At 71.3% G+C, this 16,852-nt stretch carries 14 protein-coding genes and 1 tRNA gene; 7 read left to right on the top strand and 8 right to left on the bottom strand.

The genetic code is table 11. From position 1 onward, the window contains the following. Nucleotides 1–9: 9 nt before the first annotated feature. From ACQ860_RS07605 to ACQ860_RS07585, 5 genes are all read right to left on the bottom strand, one after another. Nucleotides 10–870 carry an endonuclease/exonuclease/phosphatase family protein gene (locus tag ACQ860_RS07605; protein WP_431302786.1) on the bottom strand — a complete coding sequence of 287 codons (861 nt, stop codon included), beginning with the start codon at nucleotides 868–870 and terminating at the stop codon, nucleotides 10–12. Nucleotides 871–964: 94 nt separating this feature from the next. Then, complete coding sequence (locus tag ACQ860_RS07600) at nucleotides 965–2,011, bottom strand: ABC transporter ATP-binding protein (RefSeq protein ID WP_431302785.1); 1,047 nt, start codon at nucleotides 2,009–2,011, stop codon at nucleotides 965–967. Further along, on the bottom strand, nucleotides 2,011–2,829 hold the full coding sequence (locus ACQ860_RS07595) for an ABC transporter permease (protein WP_431302784.1): 819 nt from the start codon (nucleotides 2,827–2,829) through the stop codon (nucleotides 2,011–2,013). Before ACQ860_RS07595 ends, ACQ860_RS07600 begins: the two co-directional genes overlap by 1 nt. Next, the gene (locus ACQ860_RS07590; RefSeq protein WP_431302783.1) at nucleotides 2,826–3,665 is read right to left on the bottom strand and encodes an ABC transporter permease; all 840 of its coding nucleotides are present in this window, start codon (nucleotides 3,663–3,665) and stop codon (nucleotides 2,826–2,828) included. Before ACQ860_RS07590 ends, ACQ860_RS07595 begins: the two co-directional genes overlap by 4 nt. After that, nucleotides 3,662–4,765: an extracellular solute-binding protein gene (locus ACQ860_RS07585; RefSeq protein WP_431302782.1), complete on the bottom strand. Its 1,104-nt coding sequence runs from the start codon at nucleotides 4,763–4,765 to the stop codon at nucleotides 3,662–3,664. The genes ACQ860_RS07590 and ACQ860_RS07585 overlap by 4 nt, the downstream gene beginning before the upstream one ends. 86 nt (nucleotides 4,766–4,851) lie before the next feature. Between ACQ860_RS07585 and ACQ860_RS07580 the strand changes: the two genes are divergently transcribed. The 3 genes from ACQ860_RS07580 to ACQ860_RS07570 are packed head-to-tail and all read left to right on the top strand — an operon-like array spanning nucleotide 4,852 to nucleotide 8,102. Beyond that, the gene (locus ACQ860_RS07580) at nucleotides 4,852–6,189 is read left to right on the top strand and encodes an amidohydrolase family protein (protein WP_431302781.1); all 1,338 of its coding nucleotides are present in this window, start codon (nucleotides 4,852–4,854) and stop codon (nucleotides 6,187–6,189) included. Further along, nucleotides 6,186–7,094 (top strand): ABC transporter substrate-binding protein, encoded by a 909-nt coding sequence (locus ACQ860_RS07575; RefSeq protein ID WP_431302780.1) that lies wholly within the window; start codon nucleotides 6,186–6,188, stop codon nucleotides 7,092–7,094. Before ACQ860_RS07580 ends, ACQ860_RS07575 begins: the two co-directional genes overlap by 4 nt. 12 nt (nucleotides 7,095–7,106) lie before the next feature. Further along, complete coding sequence (locus tag ACQ860_RS07570; protein WP_431302779.1) at nucleotides 7,107–8,102, top strand: isopenicillin N synthase family dioxygenase; 996 nt, start codon at nucleotides 7,107–7,109, stop codon at nucleotides 8,100–8,102. A 37-nt stretch (nucleotides 8,103–8,139) separates the two neighbouring features. Here the strand turns inward: ACQ860_RS07570 and ACQ860_RS07565 are convergent, their stop codons facing one another. Next, nucleotides 8,140–9,108, bottom strand: coding sequence for a Bug family tripartite tricarboxylate transporter substrate binding protein (locus ACQ860_RS07565; protein WP_431302778.1), 969 nt, complete (start codon nucleotides 9,106–9,108; stop codon nucleotides 8,140–8,142). Between the two features lie 252 nt (nucleotides 9,109–9,360). Between ACQ860_RS07565 and ACQ860_RS07560 the strand changes: the two genes are divergently transcribed. Together ACQ860_RS07560 and ACQ860_RS07555 are read left to right on the top strand one after the other, a co-directional pair. Then, nucleotides 9,361–10,320, top strand: a complete 960-nt coding sequence (locus ACQ860_RS07560) for a Bug family tripartite tricarboxylate transporter substrate binding protein (RefSeq protein ID WP_431302777.1) — start codon at nucleotides 9,361–9,363, stop codon at nucleotides 10,318–10,320. After that, nucleotides 10,310–11,305: a Bug family tripartite tricarboxylate transporter substrate binding protein gene (locus ACQ860_RS07555; RefSeq protein ID WP_431302776.1), complete on the top strand. Its 996-nt coding sequence runs from the start codon at nucleotides 10,310–10,312 to the stop codon at nucleotides 11,303–11,305. Before ACQ860_RS07560 ends, ACQ860_RS07555 begins: the two co-directional genes overlap by 11 nt. Before the next feature lie 3 nt (nucleotides 11,306–11,308). Here the strand turns inward: ACQ860_RS07555 and ACQ860_RS07550 are convergent, their stop codons facing one another. Next, nucleotides 11,309–14,119 (bottom strand): ATP-binding protein, encoded by a 2,811-nt coding sequence (locus ACQ860_RS07550; protein WP_431302775.1) that lies wholly within the window; start codon nucleotides 14,117–14,119, stop codon nucleotides 11,309–11,311. Nucleotides 14,120–14,365: 246 nt separating this feature from the next. Then, on the bottom strand, nucleotides 14,366–14,902 hold the full coding sequence (locus ACQ860_RS07545) for an invasion associated locus B family protein (RefSeq protein ID WP_431302774.1): 537 nt from the start codon (nucleotides 14,900–14,902) through the stop codon (nucleotides 14,366–14,368). Between the two features lie 141 nt (nucleotides 14,903–15,043). On the opposite strand from ACQ860_RS07545, the gene ACQ860_RS07540 reads away from it, so the two are divergent. Further along, a tRNA-Pro gene (locus ACQ860_RS07540) sits at nucleotides 15,044–15,120 on the top strand. 69 nt (nucleotides 15,121–15,189) lie between these two features. Next, nucleotides 15,190–16,785 (top strand): peptide chain release factor 3, encoded by a 1,596-nt coding sequence (locus ACQ860_RS07535; RefSeq protein WP_431302773.1) that lies wholly within the window; start codon nucleotides 15,190–15,192, stop codon nucleotides 16,783–16,785. Nucleotides 16,786–16,852 lie beyond the last annotated feature (67 nt).

Below are 16,852 nucleotides of genomic sequence, written 5' to 3'. Positions count from 1 at the left end.
TGGTCCAGCTCAGGCCGCCTCGGCCAGCGTCCGCTCCTGCGCGCGGCGCAGATCCACCCGTGCCTTGAGCGGCAGGTGATCCGAGGCGAGGCGCGCGAGTGGCGAGGCATGCGCCTCCACGCCGGCCAGCATGTCCCGCGGATGGGCCAGGATGCGGTCCAGCGCGAGGAAGGGCAGGCGGGAGGGGAAGCTCGGCTCGCCCGGGTCGAGCGGGCCGAACAGGCTCTCCAGCGGCACCAGCGAGGAGGGGATGCCGGGGCGCCACTCGTTCAGGTCCCCCATCAGCAGCGTGGGCATGGGGTTGCCGCCGCGGATCGCCTCCAGCAGGGCCTCGGCCTGCATGGCGCGGTGGCGGCGCAGCAGGCCGAGATGGGCCGCGACCACGCGCACGCGCCCGGCCGGGAGCTGCAGCTCGGCCACCAGCGCGCCACGCGCCTCCGCACCCGGCAGATGCAGGCGGCGCAGGCGGACGAGGCGTGCCTGGCGGACCAGGATGGCATTGCCGTGCCAGCCATGCCCGCCCGGCGTGTCCGAGACATGCAGCATGGTGAGGCCGGTGCGGCGCTCCAGGGCCGCGGCGTTGAGCAGGCCGGTGCGCTGGCCGAAGCGGCGATCCACCTCCTGGAGTGCCAGCACATCGGCCTCCAGCTCGGCGATGACGGCGGCGATGCGGCCGGGGTCGAAGCGATTATCCACGCCCACGCATTTGTGGATGTTGTAGGAGGCGACGGTGAGGCCGCCCTCCTCGCGCGGGGCGGCGGGGCCGGCCGGCTTGCGGCCACGCAGGATCGCGCCGCCCAGCTTGCGCAGGGCGCCGTGGAGTTCGATCGGCAAGGCGGTCCGGGGCAGGCGAGGCGGCGGGCTGGGCATGCGGCTTTCTTTGCGGGAGCCCCCTCCATATGGGAGGCGCGGTGTGGAGCGAAACGTTTTCGCGGCGGTTTGCCAAGAATCCATGAAGGCCGGGTCAGCCGGATTCCAGCGGGATGATGCGGCAGGCGGCGGGTGCTACGGCCAGGCTCAGGCTGGCGCCGGGCTCGGGCAGGGGCGCGTCGGGCGGCAAGGCGAGGGCGACGGGCGCCGTGCCCTCCACCATCAGGTCGAGCAGGGTGGCCGCACCCCGGTAGCGATGGCCGGTGACGCGGGCTTGCAGGGCATTGTCGCCCTCATGCGGCGCGGCCAGGCGCAGCGCCTCGGGGCGGATGAGCAGGCCCTGCGCGGCGGCGACGCGGCGCGGCGGCGGGGTGGCGAGGAGCGTGCCGCCGCTGGTGACGAAGCCGCCCGGTTCGGCGCGGCCCCCCAGCCACAGCGCCTGGCCCAGGAATTCCGCCACGAAGCGGCAGGCGGGCTCCTCATAGACCTCGCGCGGGGTGCCGATCTGCAGGACACGCCCTTGGGACATGATGGCGATGCGGTCGGCGAGCGCCATCGCCTCCTCCTGGTCATGCGTGACGATCAGGGTGGTGGTGCCGATGCGCGTCAGGATCTGGCGCAGCTCGGCCTGGAGCGTGTGGCGCAGCTTGGCGTCGAGGTTGGAGAGGGGTTCGTCCAGCAGCAGCAGGCGCGGATTGATGGCGAGCGCGCGGGCGAGTGCCACCCGCTGCTGCTGCCCGCCCGAGAGCTGCGCGGGGCGGCGCGCGCCGAGGCCCGTGAGGCGCACGAGATCCAGCATCTCCGAAACGCGCGCCTCGCGCTCGGCGCGCGGGATGGCGCGGCGCTTGAGGCCATAGGCGATGTTGTCGGCGACGCTCATATGCGGGAACAGCGCGTAGTCCTGGAAGACGAGGCCGATGTCGCGCGCATGGGGCGGCAGGCGGGTGAGGTCGCGGCCGGCCAGGGTGATGCTGCCGGAATCGGCGCTCTCGAAGCCGGCCACGATGCGCAGCGTCGTGGTCTTGCCGCAGCCGGAGGGGCCGAGCAAGGCGACCACTTCCGCCGCGCCGGCATCCAGGCTGGCGCCGTCGAGCGCGAGGGCCTGGCCGAAGCGCCGCGTGAGGTTCTGGATGTCCAGCATCAGCCGCGCGCCCCCACATCGCCCGCCAGCCGCTCGATGCCGATGCTGCGGTCGAGCAGCAGGAGCAGCAGCAGCGTGGCCGCGAGGAAGACGGTGGAGACGGCGGCGATGGTGAGGTTGAGGTTGGCGCGCATCTCGGCGACCAGCGCGATGGGGAGCGTCTGGGTGAAGGCGTCGGAGAGGAAGAGGCTGACCGCCACCTCGTCGAAGGAGAGGACGAAGGCCATGGCCGCACCCGCCACGATGCCGCTGCGCGCGGCGGGGACGGCCACGTCCCACAGCGCGCGGGCCTCGCTGGCGCCGAGCGAGATCGCGGCCTCGATCTGGCTGCGCTTCACGCCGATCAGGCTGGCCAGCACGGCGCGCAGCGTGAAGGGCAGGGTGATGACGACATGGCCCATGACCAGGCGCGTGAACGGGTCGAAGATGCCGAGCTTCGCGGTGAAGACCAGCAGCGAGAAGCCGATGACGACGGTGGGCACGAATTTCGGCGAGAGGAAGACGGCCTCCAGCGCGTCCCGCCCCGCGAGCCGCGGATCCATCAGGGCGAGGGCGCCCAGCGTGCCCAGCGTGGTGGCGATGAGCGCGGCGACCAGGCCCAGCTGGAGCGAGATGAAGAGCCCGTCCAGATAGGTCGGGTTGCTCAGGAAGGCGCGGTACCAGCGCAGGGAGAAATCCTGCGGCGGAAAGGCGCCGAGGAAGCTGCGGTCGTCGAAGGAGAGCAGGCAGGCGACCAGCAGCGGCACCAGCAGGAAGAGCACGCCAGCGAGCACCGCGAAGCGCGCCATCAGGCGGGCGAAGAGGTCCAGCGCCCTCATCGCGGCACCAGGCGGCGGGCGAGCGCGCTCAGCCCATAGACCACGAGGAAGGCGAGGATCAGCATGGTGACGCCGATGGCCGCCCCGGACGGGTAATTCCCGATATCGGCGAAGCGCGTGTACATCAGGCTCGTCGTGAAGACGACGACGCCGCGGCCCAGCACCAGGGGGGCCACGAAATTGCTGATGCACATGGCGAGCGAGACGAGGAAGGCCGAAACGAGGCCGGGGGCGGCGAGCGGCAGCAGGATGCTGACCACCGCGTCGCTCCGCGTGGCGCCGAGCGAGGCGGCGGCTTCCTCCAGGCGCGGGCTGAGCGCGCGGAAGGTGCCGACCAGCATGAGCGCCACCACGGGCAGGGTGAAGTGCAGCAGGCCGATGCCGACCAGCACCTCGGCATAGCGCGGATGGCGGGGCGCGATGCCGAGCAGCGCGCCGAGCGGTGCCAGCGGGCCGAGGCTGCCCCAGGCCATCTCGATGGCGTAGAGGCGTGCGATCAGGCTCATCACGAGGAGGCCCACCAGCAGCGCGAGCAACGCCTTGCGCAGGCCCGCGCGCGGGCTGCGCACGGCGGCGAAGGCGAGCGGCGCGCCGAGTGCCAGGCTGAGCGCGGAGACGATCAGCCCGATGCGGAAGGTCTCCCAGACGTAGAAGAGATAGGCCGGCTGCAGAAGCTCGTGGTAATGGGCCAGGGTCCAGCCCTCGCCGGGTCGCATGCTGCCGGGGATGAAGGGCTTGAGGCTTTCCAGCGCCAGCAGCGCCACCGGCCCGCCCATCAGCAGGGCCAGCAGCAGCAGGCCCGGCGCCAGCAGCCAGATGTGAATTCCCGGCTTCAACCGCGCCGGACCAGCGGCGTGATCTCCGTCTCCCAGCGCCGCGTCCAGGCATCCACCTGGGTGGACATGTAGGCGTAGTCCGGGATGTAGGCGAAGCGCTCTAGCTCGTCCGGCTTGTAGAAGATGTCGGCGATGGCCGGCGCCGGCGTGGAGTTGATGTTGGTGGGGCCGGAGCCCAGCGGCATGTTGTAGCGCGTGTTGATCGGCGCGGTCGCGAAGTGGTTGGCGAAGCGCTTGGCGGCGGCGACGCGGTTGGCGTTCTCCCCCTTCATCACCGCGAAGCCCTCGTTGAACAGGAAGCCCTTGTTGTCGGGCAGGCGCGTCAGCAGGCGGCAGGGGAAGCGGTCCCGCACCGCCTGCCAGCCGCCGGTATTCCAGAAGGCGACGGAGAGATCGCCCGCGCTCATCGCGTTGATCATCTCGGAATTGTTGGCCACCACGCGGCCGATCTGCCCGCGCTCGGCCAGCTGCTTCAGGAATTGCCAGCCGGGTTCGATGTTGCGCTCATTCCCGCCGCGCTGCATGGCGAGGCTGACCAGCAGGAGGCCCGAGAGGTTCACCGGCACCGGCACGCAGAGCTTGCCGCGGAAGCGGGGTTCCAGAAGCTGCTCGATGCTCTCGATGGGCGGGCCGGTGACGAGGTCGGTGCGGTAGCCCCAGAAGGCGCCGGCGGTGGAAAGCGGCACCGTCATCTTCCGGCCCTGGGCGTCCTTCTTGAAGAAGGCGTCGGGGATGTCGCGGAGTGCGGGCATGTCCGTCTCGCTCACCGGCTCCATCCAGCCGGCTTCCATCATGGCGGCGAAGACCGGGTCCCAGGCGGCGATGAGGTTCTGCGGCACGCGCGGCCAGAGCGGGCGAAGCCGGCCCACCACGGCCATGGCGCCCCCGGCATGCAGCTCCCACTGGATGCGGTCGCCCGTGGCGCGCGTCCATTCCTCGCCGATGGGGCGGCAGACCTCGATCCATTGCGCGCCCCACATGACGACGAGCAGCTGCTCGCCGCGCGGCTGGGCGAAGACCGGCCCCGCGCCCGCCATCCCGGCGAGGCCCCCCAGCAGCGCGCGGCGGTTGACGGCGGGCGAGGCGATGATCCGGGCCATGATGGTCTCCGCGAGGGTTCCGCGGCACGGGGCATGCATAGGCCGTGCCAGCACACCACGTGCCAGTGACCCCGGGAGAGACCTCCATGCAGCCTGACCTCATCCTCACGGATGCGATGCTCGTCACCCATGGCGAGACGCCGATCCCGCGCGCCTTCCTGGCGATGGGCGGCGGCAAGATCCTGGATTGCGGGCCGATGGAGCGCATGCCGGCCACCGATGCGCCGAAGCTGAGCCTGCCGGGACGCCTGCTGACGCCGGGGCTGATCAACATCCACACCCATGCCGTGCTCTCGCTCATGCGCGGGATCGCCGTGGATATGGGCTTCGCGCCCGCCTATACGCCCGGCGTGCCGCATGGGCATGAGATCAACGCCGAGGAGGCGGTGGCGCTGGCGCGGCTGGGCGCCATGGAATCCCTGCTCATGGGCTCCACCGTCATGGTGGACAGCTATGTGCATGGCGAGGTGACGCTGCCCGCCATCGCCGATCTCGGCCTGCGGATCTGGGCCTGCGGGCGGCTGCATGATGTTGATTTTTCGCGCGTGCATCTCGCCGACTGGCGCCACGTCCCGGAGATCGGGGCGCAGCGTCTCGCGGAGGTGGAGGCGCTGATTGCCCAGTTCCATGGCAGCCATGGGGGCAGGGCGCATGTCATCGTGGCACCGCATGCGCCCGACACCTGCTCGGCCGCTCTCCTGCGCCGCGCGGCCGATCTCGCGCGCGATGCGAAGCTGCTGACCACCACGCATCTCTCGCAATCGCAGCTGGAAAACACGGAAATCCAGCGGCGCGACGGCTGCTCGCCCACCCAGTTGCTGGAACGCTGCGGCCTGCTGGATGACCGGCTGATCGCGGCCCATTGCATCCATATGTCACCCGATGACGTGGCGCGCTTCGGCGCCGCCGGGGCGACGGTCGCCCATGTGCCGAAGGGCAATGCGACGGGCGGGGCCATCGCCAATACGCCCGCCTTGCGCGCGGCCGGCGCGCGCATCGCGCTCGGCACCGACAATCTCACGCAGGACATGGCGGAGCAGATGCGCTGGGCGCTGGCCACCGCGCGCATCCGCGTGGGCTCGGTGGGCGAGGGCTGGCAGCCGGAGGATGCCTTCGCGATGGCGACGGTCAATGGCGCGGCCGCACTCGGCAAGTCGGGGCGGCTCGGCCAGCTGGCGCCCGGTTGCGCGGCCGATGTGGTGGCCTGGGATTTCCGCCGCGCGCACCTGACCCCGCTGCTCGATCCGCTGGGCACGCTGGTGCATGACGCCAACGGCCGCGATGTCGAGCATGTCTGGATCGCCGGGCGCCAGGTGGTGGAGGCGGGGCGGCCGACCCAGGCCGACGAGGCCGCCGTGCGCGCCGCCGCGCAGAGCGCCGCCGAGGGACTCTGGGCGCGGGCGCGTGACATGATGGCGGCATGAGCATCCCCTTCCGCCTCGTCGAGAATCTCCGCACCCCCGGCTACCTGCCCTTCTACCTCGGCCTGCATGGCGGGTTCTGGGCCAGGGAGGGGCTGGATGTGCGCATCATCACCGCACCCGCTACCGCCGAGACGCCCCGGCTTCTGCTCGCGGGACAGGCGGATGCCGCCTGGGGCGGGCCCATGCGGGTGATGATGCATCACGACGCCGATCCCGCCTGCCCGCTGGTCTGCTTCGCCCAGGCCGTCGCGCGCGATCCCTTCATGCTGGTGGGGCGCCGGCCCAATCCCGGCTTCCGCTTCGCCGACCTCGTGGGGCTTCGCGTCGGCGTCGCGACGGACGTGCCCACGCCCTGGATGACCTTCCAGGACGACCTCCGCCGCGCGAATGTCGACCCCGCCACGCTGCTTCGCGCGCCCGACCTGCCGATGGCGCAGAATGCGGCGGCCTTCGCGGCGGGCAGCATGGACGTGGTGCAGCTCTTCGAACCCTATGCCGACCAGCTGGTGCAATCGGGGGCCGGCCATGTCTGGCATCGCTTCAGCGACCGCGGCGACATCGGCTACACCACCCTGGTCGCGACGCGCGCCGGCCTCGCCGGAAACCGCCCCGCGCTGATCCGGCTGGTGCGCGGCCTCGCCGCCGCGCAGGAGGCGCTGGACAAGGCCAGCGGCGCGGAGCTGGCCGAGGCCTTGTCCGGCTTCTTCCCGGATCAGCCACGGGAGCAGCTGGAGCGGATCGCGCTGGCCTATCGCGCGGCCGGGCTCTGGGCCCGGACGCCCGACCTGCCGCCCAGCGCCTTCGTGCGGCTGAAGGGGGCCCTTCTCTCGGGCGGCCTCATCGCGCGCGATATTCCCTATGACGCGGTGGCGGATGCCGCATTATCCTCACGTCATCCCAGCTGAGGCCCGACGCCCATGAATGTCAGCCTGCCCGCGATCCCCACCATCAACCTCGGCCGCTTCCTGCGCGGCACCGCCGCCGAGCGCGCCGAGATCGCGGCGACGGTGGCCGAGACATGCCGGCGCGTCGGCTTCCTCATCATCAGCGGCCACTCGCTGGACCAGGATTTCTTCGACCGCGTGGTGCGCGAGAGCTTCGCCTTCTACGACCAGCCGCGCGCGGTGAAGGACCGCTTCCACCCGACGGGCCCGGCGAAGCAGCGCGGCTATCACGGCATGGCGACGCGCGGCCTGGGCCGCACGCTCGGCCAGGATGCGCCGCTCGACCTGCGGGAGAGCTATTTCCTGGGGCCGGTGGATGATCACCGGGCGCATTTCGCGCAGATCCCCGAGGCCGCGACCTCCTATGCGCCGAACATCCTGCCCGACAGCCCGCCCGGCTTCGACGGGACGCTGGTGCAGCTCTATCGCAGCTTCGAGCAGGTGGCGGCCGACATGTACCGCCTCTTCGCCGTCTCGCTCGGCCTGCCGGAGGGGTATTTCGACGGCATGATCCGGCGGCATTTCTCCATCCTCGCCGCGCATCATTATCCGCCGCTCGCCGAGCCGCCCGAGCCCGGGCAGCTGCGCACCGGCGCGCACACGGATTTCGGCGCCATGACCATCCTCGCCATGACCGAGGCGCAGGGCGGGCTGGAGGCGCGGCTGCCCGATGGCAGCTGGGCGCCCGTGCAGGCGAGGCGGGGCGAGCTGGTCATCAACCTGGGTGACATGATGCAGCGCTGGACCAATGACGCCTGGGCCTCGACGCTGCATCGCGTGGTGAACCCGCCGGGTCTCTCCATGGCGTCGTCGCGCCGGCTGTCCGTGGGCTTCTTCGTGCATCCGGATTACGACGCGGCGATCAGCGCGATCCCGACCTGCGTGGCCCCTGGCGAGGCCCCGAAATACCCGACCATCACCGCGGGCGAGCACATCGCGGCCAAGATCGCCCGCAGCCACAAGGGCTGAGGAGCGGGGGCTGAGGAGCGGGGGCTGAGGCGGCGCCTCAGTCGGGCCGGATATTGCCGGTGCGGATCACGCCGCCCCAGCGCGCCCGGTCCTCGGCGATGAAGGTGCCGAAGGCGGCGGGCGTCATGGGCAGCGGGTCGGCGCCCTGGGCGGCCAGGCGCTCCCGCAGGGCGGGCTGCGCCAGCACGCGGTTCACCTCGGCATTCATCCGCTCGATGATGGCGGGCGGCGTGCCGGCGGCGGCGGCCAGGCCGTACCAGCCCACCGCCTCGTAGCCAGGCACGCCCGATTCCGCGACCGTCGGCACATCGGGCAGGGAGGGGTGGCGCTGCTTCGTCGTCACGGCCACGGCCCTGAGCCGCCCCTCGCGGATATGGCCGAGCGTGGCCGGCAGGGTGTCGCAGATGAACTGCACGCGCCCGCCGATCGTGTCGGTGATGGAAGGGCCGCTGCCGCGATAGGGCACGTGCAGCGCCTCCAGCCGCGCCATCTGCAGCAGCAACTCGACGAAGAGATGTGTGGCCGATCCGGTGCCGCCCGAGGCGTAGGAGAGGCGGCCGGGCTGCGCGCGGATCAGCGCGATGAGCTCGGCGAGGTTCTGGGCGGGCACCGAGGGATGCACGCAGAAGACCGAGGCCACGCCCGCGACCATGGCGACGGGCGCGAGATCCCGCGCCGGGTCGAAATTCAGCCGCACCAGCTCGGGCGTGATGGAGAAGGGGCCGGTGCTGGCCATGAGCCATGTGTATCCATCCGGCGTGGCGCGGGCGACGAATTCGCTGCCCACCGTGCCGCCGACGCCACTGCGGTTCTCGACCGTGATGGGCTGGCCGAGGGGGGCGCGCATCTCATCAGCCATGAGCCGCGTCAGGAGGTCCGCCGCGCCGCCCGGGGGGAAGGGGGAGACGAAGCGCATGGGCCGGCTGGGCCAGTCGCCCGTCTGCGCCGCGGCCGTGGCGATGGGCAGGGCGAGCGGGGCAAGGGCGAGATGGCGGCGTCGGATCATGGGGGCATCTCCAGGCTGGAGCCGGTGACCGGGTTCATGGATCGTCCATGTGAGATGAACCGATCGGGCCGTGCCGCTTCAATCGTGATCTGCGCCGCCCGCGCCCCCTCCCGGCCGAACCTGCCTGCGCCGCGCCCAGCGCGCGCTCGCCCTGCCTGGATTTCGACCACATGGCGCCGTCGCGGAAAACGGTTGAACTCCGGCCCCCGCCTCTGCCAGCCTCCCGTCCAGAAAATGACCAGGAGGAAACTGATGCTCTTGACCCGCCGGGGCCTTGGCCTTTCCGCGGCGCTGCTTGCCGCCCCCAGCATCGTCCGCGCCCAGACGGGCGCGATCCGCGTCGTGGTCGGCTTTCCGGCCGGCGGGGGCGTGGATTCCATCGCGCGGCCCGTCGCGGCCCGTTGGCAGGAGCGGCTGGGCCAGCCCGTCGTGATCGACAACCGGCCGGGCAACAATGGCAACATCGCCATGGATTTCGTCGCCAAGGGGGTCGCCGACGGCACGCTGCTCTTCCAGGGCAATGTCGGCAACCTCGCCATGACGCATGCGCTGTTTCCGAACCTGCCCTTCGACGCGGGCCGCGATTTCCGGGGCGTGGGGCAGCTCACCCTCGGGCCGCTCGTCTTCGCCGTGCCGGCGGACAGCCCGATCCGCTCCATGGCCGAGCTGGTCGCCGCGGCCAAGGCGCGGCCGGGGGCGCTGAATTTCGGCTCGGGCGGCTCGGGCGGCGTGCCGCACCTAGCCTTCGAGGTGTGGAAGCGCGCGGCCGGCGTGGACATCGTCCATGTCCCCTATCGCGGCTCGGCCCCGGCCCTGCAGGACCTGCTGGGCGGGCGCATCCAGCTCATGGTGGATGGCTATTCGCTGATGCGCGGCGCGCATGAGGGCGGGCGCGTGCGCGTCATCGGCATCACCTCGGCCGAGCGGCATCCGCAATTGCCGGACGTGCCGACGGTGAAGGAGAGCGGCCTCGACTGGGTCTTCACCTCCTGGCAGGCCATCGTCTGCCCGGCGGCGACCCCGGCCGCCGTGCGCCAGCGCCTGGAGGACCAGCTGGCGCGCACCTTCCGCGAGAGCGACCTGCCGGCGGTGCTGACCGGGCTGGGCACCTTCCCGCGTTTCGCGCCGGGGACGGAGGTGGACCGGCTGATCCGCGAGGATCGCGCGCTCTGGACCAGCGTGGTGCGGGAGGCGAACATCAGTGCCGATTGAACATCACCTGCACCGCGCCGCGGTGGCTCGCCGCGCGGCCCTCGCGCTGCCCACGCTGCTCCTGGCGCGGCCCGCCGCCGCGCAGGAATATCCGAGCCGGCCCGTGCGCGTCGTCATCGGCTTTCCGCCCGGCGGCGGCGTGGACATCGTGGCCCGGCTCATCATGCCCCGCCTCTCCGAGGCGCTGGGGCAGCCCTTCCTGGTGGAGAACCGCGCGGGCGCCAATGGCAACATCGCCATGGACGCCGTGCATCAAAGCACCCCGGATGGCTACACGCTGTTCTACGGCAATGTCGGCAACCTCGCGGTCACCAACGCGCTCTACCGCAATCTCAGCTTCGACACGGCGCGGGACTTCGTGCCCATCGGCCAGACGATGGAGAGCTTCTCCGTCATCGCGGTGAATGCCGAGCTGCCGATCCGCACATTGCCCGAGCTGATGGCCTATGCGCGGGCCAATCCGGGCCGGCTGAACGGCGCCTCCGCCGGGGCCGGCGGGCCGACCCACCTGGCGCTGGAGCTGTTCAAGCGGCAGTTCAACCTGGACATCGTGCATGTGCCCTATCGCGGCTCCGCGCCGGCCATCGTGGATCTGGCCGGCGGGCGGGTGCAGATGATCATTGATGGCTATTCGCTGATGCGCTCGGCGGTGGAAAGCGGCCGGGTGCGCGTGCTGGCCGTGACCGCCGCCCGGCGCGAGGCGCTGCTGCCCGACATCCCGACGACGGCGGAGGCCGGCGCGCCGGGCTTCGAGGCGGGAAGCTGGCACATGCTGACCGCACCCCGCGGCACGCCCCAGGCGGCGCTGGACCGGCTGGAGGCGGCGCTGGGCCGCGCGCTGGGCGAACCCGCGCTGGTGGCCGCGATGGCGCAGCAGGGCGTCGCCGCGCGCTTCCGCAACCAGCGCGACGCGGCCGCCTTCTTCACCGCCGAGCGGGAGCGATGGACGCGCGTGATCCGCGAGGGGAACATCACGGTGGAGTGAGCCTCAGGCGCTGACCGCCACCCGCTGCAGCAGCGGCAGGGTCTCCGCCGCGATCGCGGGCAGGGCGTCGAGGTGCGGCGTCACGTCCTGGCCGGCGCGGATCGCGCGCTGGAGGCGGTCAATGCCGGTGGTGAGGCGCTCTGCACCGAGGCTGCGGGCGGGCTCCATCACCATATGCGCGGCCTGGCGCATGCGCGTCACGTCACGCGCGATGCGGGCCTCGGCCAGCACGGCGCAGCCCTCGCGGATCTCCTCCACCATGTCGTGCATGGCATGCGCGGCGAGCGCGCCGAGATCGGCGAGCGAGCGGCGCAGCGTCGCCTCGTTCACCAGGGGCGGCTCCTCGGGGCGGGGCTGCGTCATGGCGGGCAGGGCGCTGCGCCAGGAATGGCCGGCGACCAGGTCCTGCATGGCGGCGAGCAGCGCGTCGCGGTCAATGGGCTTGGCGAGGTGGCCATCCATGCCCGCCTCGTAGCAGGCCGAGATTTCCTCCGGCAGCGTGGAGGCGGTCACGCCCAGGATGGGGACGCTGCCCTTGGGGGCGGGGAGCATGCGGATGCGGCGCGTGGCCTCCAGCCCGTCCATGCCCGGCATATGGACGTCCATCAGCACGATGTCGAAGGCGTGGCCCTCGACCGCGGTGACGGCGGCCGCGCCGCTGCTGACGAACTCCACGCGATGGCCGGCGGGCGCCAGCAGCGCCTGCACGACGAGGCGGTTGGGCGCCAGGTCATCGGCCACCAGCACCAGCAGGCCCCGCATGTCGGGATGAAGCGGTGCCGGCGGCGGCATGGGCACGGGGGCGGGGCGCTCGGCGAGCGTGCGCAGCGGCAGTTCGAGCCAGAAGAGGGCGCCCGCCCCCGGCTCGCTCTCGCAGCCGATGGCGCCGCCCATGGCGGCAGCGAGACGCGCGGTGATGGCGAGGCCGAGGCCGGTGCCCAGGCCCGCGCTCTCGCCATGCGGCGAGATCTGCGTGAAGTCGCGGAAGAGGAGGTGGCGCTTGTCGGGCGGCACGCCGGGGCCGCTGTCCTGCACCTCGATCCTGAGCCCCTGCTGGCCGCGCGCGAGCGGCCGCACGCGCAGATCCACCCGGCCGCCATCGGGCGTGAACTTGATGGCGTTGGAGAGCAGGTTCAGCAGCATCTGGCGCAGGCGCATCGCATCCGCCTCCACCATCTCCGGAATGGCGGGCGAGAGGTCGAGCGCGAGGCGCAGTCGCTTGCGGTCCACATCGGGCGCCATCAGCCCCACGCAGGCCTCGAAGAGCGGATGCAGCGCCACGGGGCGCAGGTCGAGGTCGAGCTGGCCGGCCTCGATCTTCGTCAGATCCAGCAGGCGGTTCACCAGCTCGCGCAGATGGGTGCCGGCGTCGTGCAGCAGGCGCAGCTGGTCGCGCTGGGTGTGGCCGAGCTTGTTGTCGGACATCAGCGCCTGGGCGAAGCCGAGCATGGAGTTCAACGGCGTGCGCAGCTCATGCGACATGCGGGCCAGGAACATGCCCTTGGCCACGTCCTCGGCATGGGCGGCGTCGCGCGCGCGTGCCAGCTCCTCATTCGCGCGCTTGAGTTCGGTGATGTCGGTCCGGATGCCGATGGTCCCGCCATCGGGCGTCATCCGCTCGGTGATGAGGATCCAGCGGCCATCGGGCAGCAGGGATTCGAGCGGCGGGCCCTTGCTGCGGCGCCAGCGCACCATCTCGTCGATGGCGGCCTCGATGTCGCCGGTGAGCTGCGGGAACTGCCCGCGCAGCGCGCCCTCGCGCATGATGTCGCGGAAGGAGGCGCCCTCGCGGATGAAGGGCGCGGAGAGCGCATACATCTCGCGGAAGCGCTGATTGCAGATCACCAGGCGATCATCCGGGCCGAAGAGGACGAAGCCGTCGCTCATGCTGTCCAGAGCATTCGCCAAGGTGGTGCGCCAGCGGTCGCGGTCGCCCTCGCTGCGCTCGCGCTGGCGCAGCATGATGGAGAGGAGCCCAGCCAGCGTGATGATGAGCAGGCCGAAGGCGGCCGAGAAGAGGATGGCGGGCCAGCGGTCGGCGGACCATGCGGCCAGCGCGGCCTCGCGCGTCATGGTCACGCGGATGGTGAGGTTGCCGTAGAGGGTGGGGCGCCTGAGCGCGACCACGGGGGGCTCTGCCGCCGGGTCGGGGCGGGTCGCGATCACCGCCTCCTCGTGCGGCAGGGCGGCCAGCAGCAGCCCGTCATTGCGCATGAGCGTGATGCGCAGCCCCGGCGCGTCGCCGCCCGAGGCGAGCAGCTGGCTGAGATTGGCGAGCGGGATCTCGGCCATGGCGGTGGCGTTGGGCAGGCCGGAGATGTTCACCGGATGGGCGAAGAAGAGGCCCCATTCGCGGGACGCCGGGTTGCGGATCGGCCCGCCGATGCGAAGCCCGCCCTCATGCAGGCCGGATTCGTTGAAGCTCGGGCCCGTCGGGCCCGGCAGGCGGCGGCGGCGATAGACGGAGAGCGCTGTGGCGACGGCCTGGCCGGTGGAATCGAGGACCAGGATGTCGCGGTAGATGAGGTTCTGGTTGTTGAGTTCCTGCAGCACCTCGCTCGCGCGGTTGGCGTCGAAGCGGCCGTCCCGGGCGGGGCCCAGGATGACGGGCAGGCCGAAGAGCAGGGATTCCACCTGGGTGAAATGGCGGTTGATGTTGGCTTCGACCGCGCGGGCGATGCGCTCCACCGTCTGGTTCGCCTGGCCCAGGGCCTCCTGCCGGCCCCGCTCGACCATCAGCGCGGTGGCCAGCGCCTGCACGAGCAGGATGGCCACGGCGGCGCCGAGGACGGTGCGGCGGAGGGATCGGCTCAAGGGCGGGCCGGGCCGGGCTTGGGCGCCGGGGTTCCAGCGCCGTCCGGCCTCAGCCTGGGCGCGGTGCCGTGCGTCGCATCGTCACCGGGTCCGAGGCGCCAGCCCGGGGATGGGTTTGGCAGCAAAATGGAAAGCCCTGGAATTTAGGAATGTCTCTGATTTTGGTAACTTATCTGCCCCTATGTGATTTGACAAATGAAACAACCCAAAATTCAAATGTTTGGGGGCGCGTGTTGCATCAGGGACTCAGAAACCCTCGCGCGCCAGGGCATTTAGCGCCTGGCCGAAGCCGCGGGTGGAAAAGGGCAGTGCCACCTCGCCCCCCAGCGCGTCCCTGTATTCCAGTCGGCCCTGGGCTTCGCGGGCGCGCAGCCGGGTGAGCTGGGCCGCGCTGACATCGGCCTCGGCCACGCAGCCCCGCGGGCCGCAGGCGCGCAGCGTGACCGGGATGGGGGCGGCCCGGTCCGGCAGCTGGATCAGCATGGGGTGGGCCACCGTCACATTGGCCGGGATCAGGACGATGAGGCGCATGGGGTCCCCCCGCTGCGCCCGGCCGAAGGCGAATTGCGCGACCGGCAACCGGCGCTGGTCCTGGAGGGATTGCAGCACCTCGCAGCCGCGCGGGCCGGCGGGGCGGGTCTCGCAGCGCAGCACCCAGTCGCCGAAGCTGGCATTGGTGACGTTGGGGGGCGGGGTGGCTGGTGTCTGCGCCCTGGCCGGGGCGGGCGCCGCCAGGAGCCCCGCCGCCAGCATCACCATCGAAAGCCGCTTCGCTCGGTTCATGGCCGCAGTCTAGCCCGCCGGGCGCCCCGGCGCGATCCGCCCACGCGCCCCGGCGCGATCCGGCGGAATGTGACGAATGCCGACACAACATGGCCGGGGCCCCTTGGATAAGCGCGCAACGGGTGGTAAGGCCACTCGCGTCGGAGCGTAGCGCAGTCTGGTAGCGCACCAGTCTGGGGGACTGGGGGTCGTGGGTTCGAATCCCGCCGCTCCGACCATCGCGGCCTTCCCCATTGGCCCTTCCCCCGCCGAGAGAGCCCGCCTTGAGCCAGAACGCCTCTGAAGCCTTGAACACGGGCGCCGCTCATGAGGCCGCGCGCCGGCGCAGCTTCGCCATCATCGCCCACCCCGACGCCGGCAAGACCACGCTGACCGAGAAGCTGCTGCTGAAAGGCGGCGCCATCCAGCTGGCCGGCCAGGTGCGCGCCAAGGGCAATCGCCGCGCGACGCGCTCGGACTGGATGAGCATCGAGCAGGATCGCGGCATCTCGGTCGCCACCTCGGTCATGACCTTCGAGCGCGACGGGCTGATCTTCAACCTGCTGGACACGCCGGGCCACGAGGACTTTTCCGAGGATACGTATCGCACGCTGACGGCGGTGGACGCCGCCGTCATGGTGCTGGACGCGGCCAAGGGCATCGAGGCGCAGACGCTCAAGCTGTTTGAAGTCTGCCGCCTGCGCGACATCCCGATCATCACCTTCATCAACAAGATGGATCGCGAGGGCCGCGACCCGCTGGAGCTGCTCGACGAGATCGAGAAGACGCTGGCGCTCGACGTCTCGCCCGCCGCCTGGCCGGTGGGGCAGGGGCGGGACCTGCTCGGCGTCTATGACCTGCTGGACCCGGCGCTGCGCCTGCTGGACACGGCGGATGGCGGGCATATCCCGCTCTCCGGCCTGGAAGACCCGCAGCTCGACAAGCTCGTGCCCGAGGGGTTGCTGGCCGATCTGCGCGACCAGGCGGGGCTCGTCACCGGCGGCTATCCGGAATTCGACCGCGAGGCCTTCCTCCAGGGCACGCTGACGCCCGTGTTTTTCGGCAGCGCGTTGCGCGATTTCGGCGTGGGGCATCTGCTGGACGGGTTGGCGCGGCTGGCGCCCCCGCCGCGGCCGCGTGCGGCCGATGCGCGGATGGTCGCCCCCGGCGAGGGCAAGCTCACCGGCTTCGTCTTCAAGGTGCAGGCCAACATGGACCCGCAGCACCGCGACCGCGTGGCCTTCCTGCGCGTCTGCTCGGGGCGCTTGCAGAAGGGTGCCAGGCTGCTCCAGGTCCGCACCGGGAAGCAGGTGCCGGTGAATGCGCCGCTCTTCTTCTTCGCGAAGGACCGACAGGTGGCGGAGGAGGCCTGGCCCGGCGATGTGGTGGGCATCGCGAACCACGGGATTCTCCGAATCGGCGACACGCTGACCGAGGGGGAGCCGATCAATTTCCGCGGCGTCCCCTCCTTCGCGCCGGAGCATCTGCGCCGTGTGCGCCTCGATGACCCGATGCTGGCCAAGAAGCTGAACAAGGCGCTGGAGCAGCTGGCCGATGAGGGCGTGGTGCAGATCTTCCGCCCGCTGGATGGCTCGCCGCCGGTGATCGGCGTGGTTGGCCTGCTGCAGATTGACGTGCTGCAAAGCCGGCTCAAGGTGGAATACGGCGTGCCGGCGGGCTTCGAGCACACGCAGTGGGAATATCTGCGCTGGGTGACGTCCGAGGATCGCGATGCCATCGCCCGCTTCAGCCAGTTCAACCGCAGTGAATTGGCCGAGGATCATGATGGCGCGCTGGTGGCGCTGTTTGCCTCCGACTGGCGCCGCAAGCGCGCGGAGGAGGAGTGGAAGATGCTGAGCTTCCACGCGCTCCGCGAGCAGCACGCGCTGCCCGAAAAGAAATAGCGGCCCCTCAAGTAGAGGGATTGCAAAGGACGAGTCCTTTGCCGGGGTCCAGGGGCAGCGCCCCTGG

It is taken from the genome of Sediminicoccus sp. BL-A-41-H5, from assembly GCF_050632405.1.
In the GTDB taxonomy this organism is placed as follows: Bacteria; Pseudomonadota; Alphaproteobacteria; order Acetobacterales; family Acetobacteraceae; genus Roseococcus.
The sequence above is the reverse complement of the archived record's forward strand: the minus strand, read 5'-3'. Positions and strand labels throughout refer to the sequence as shown.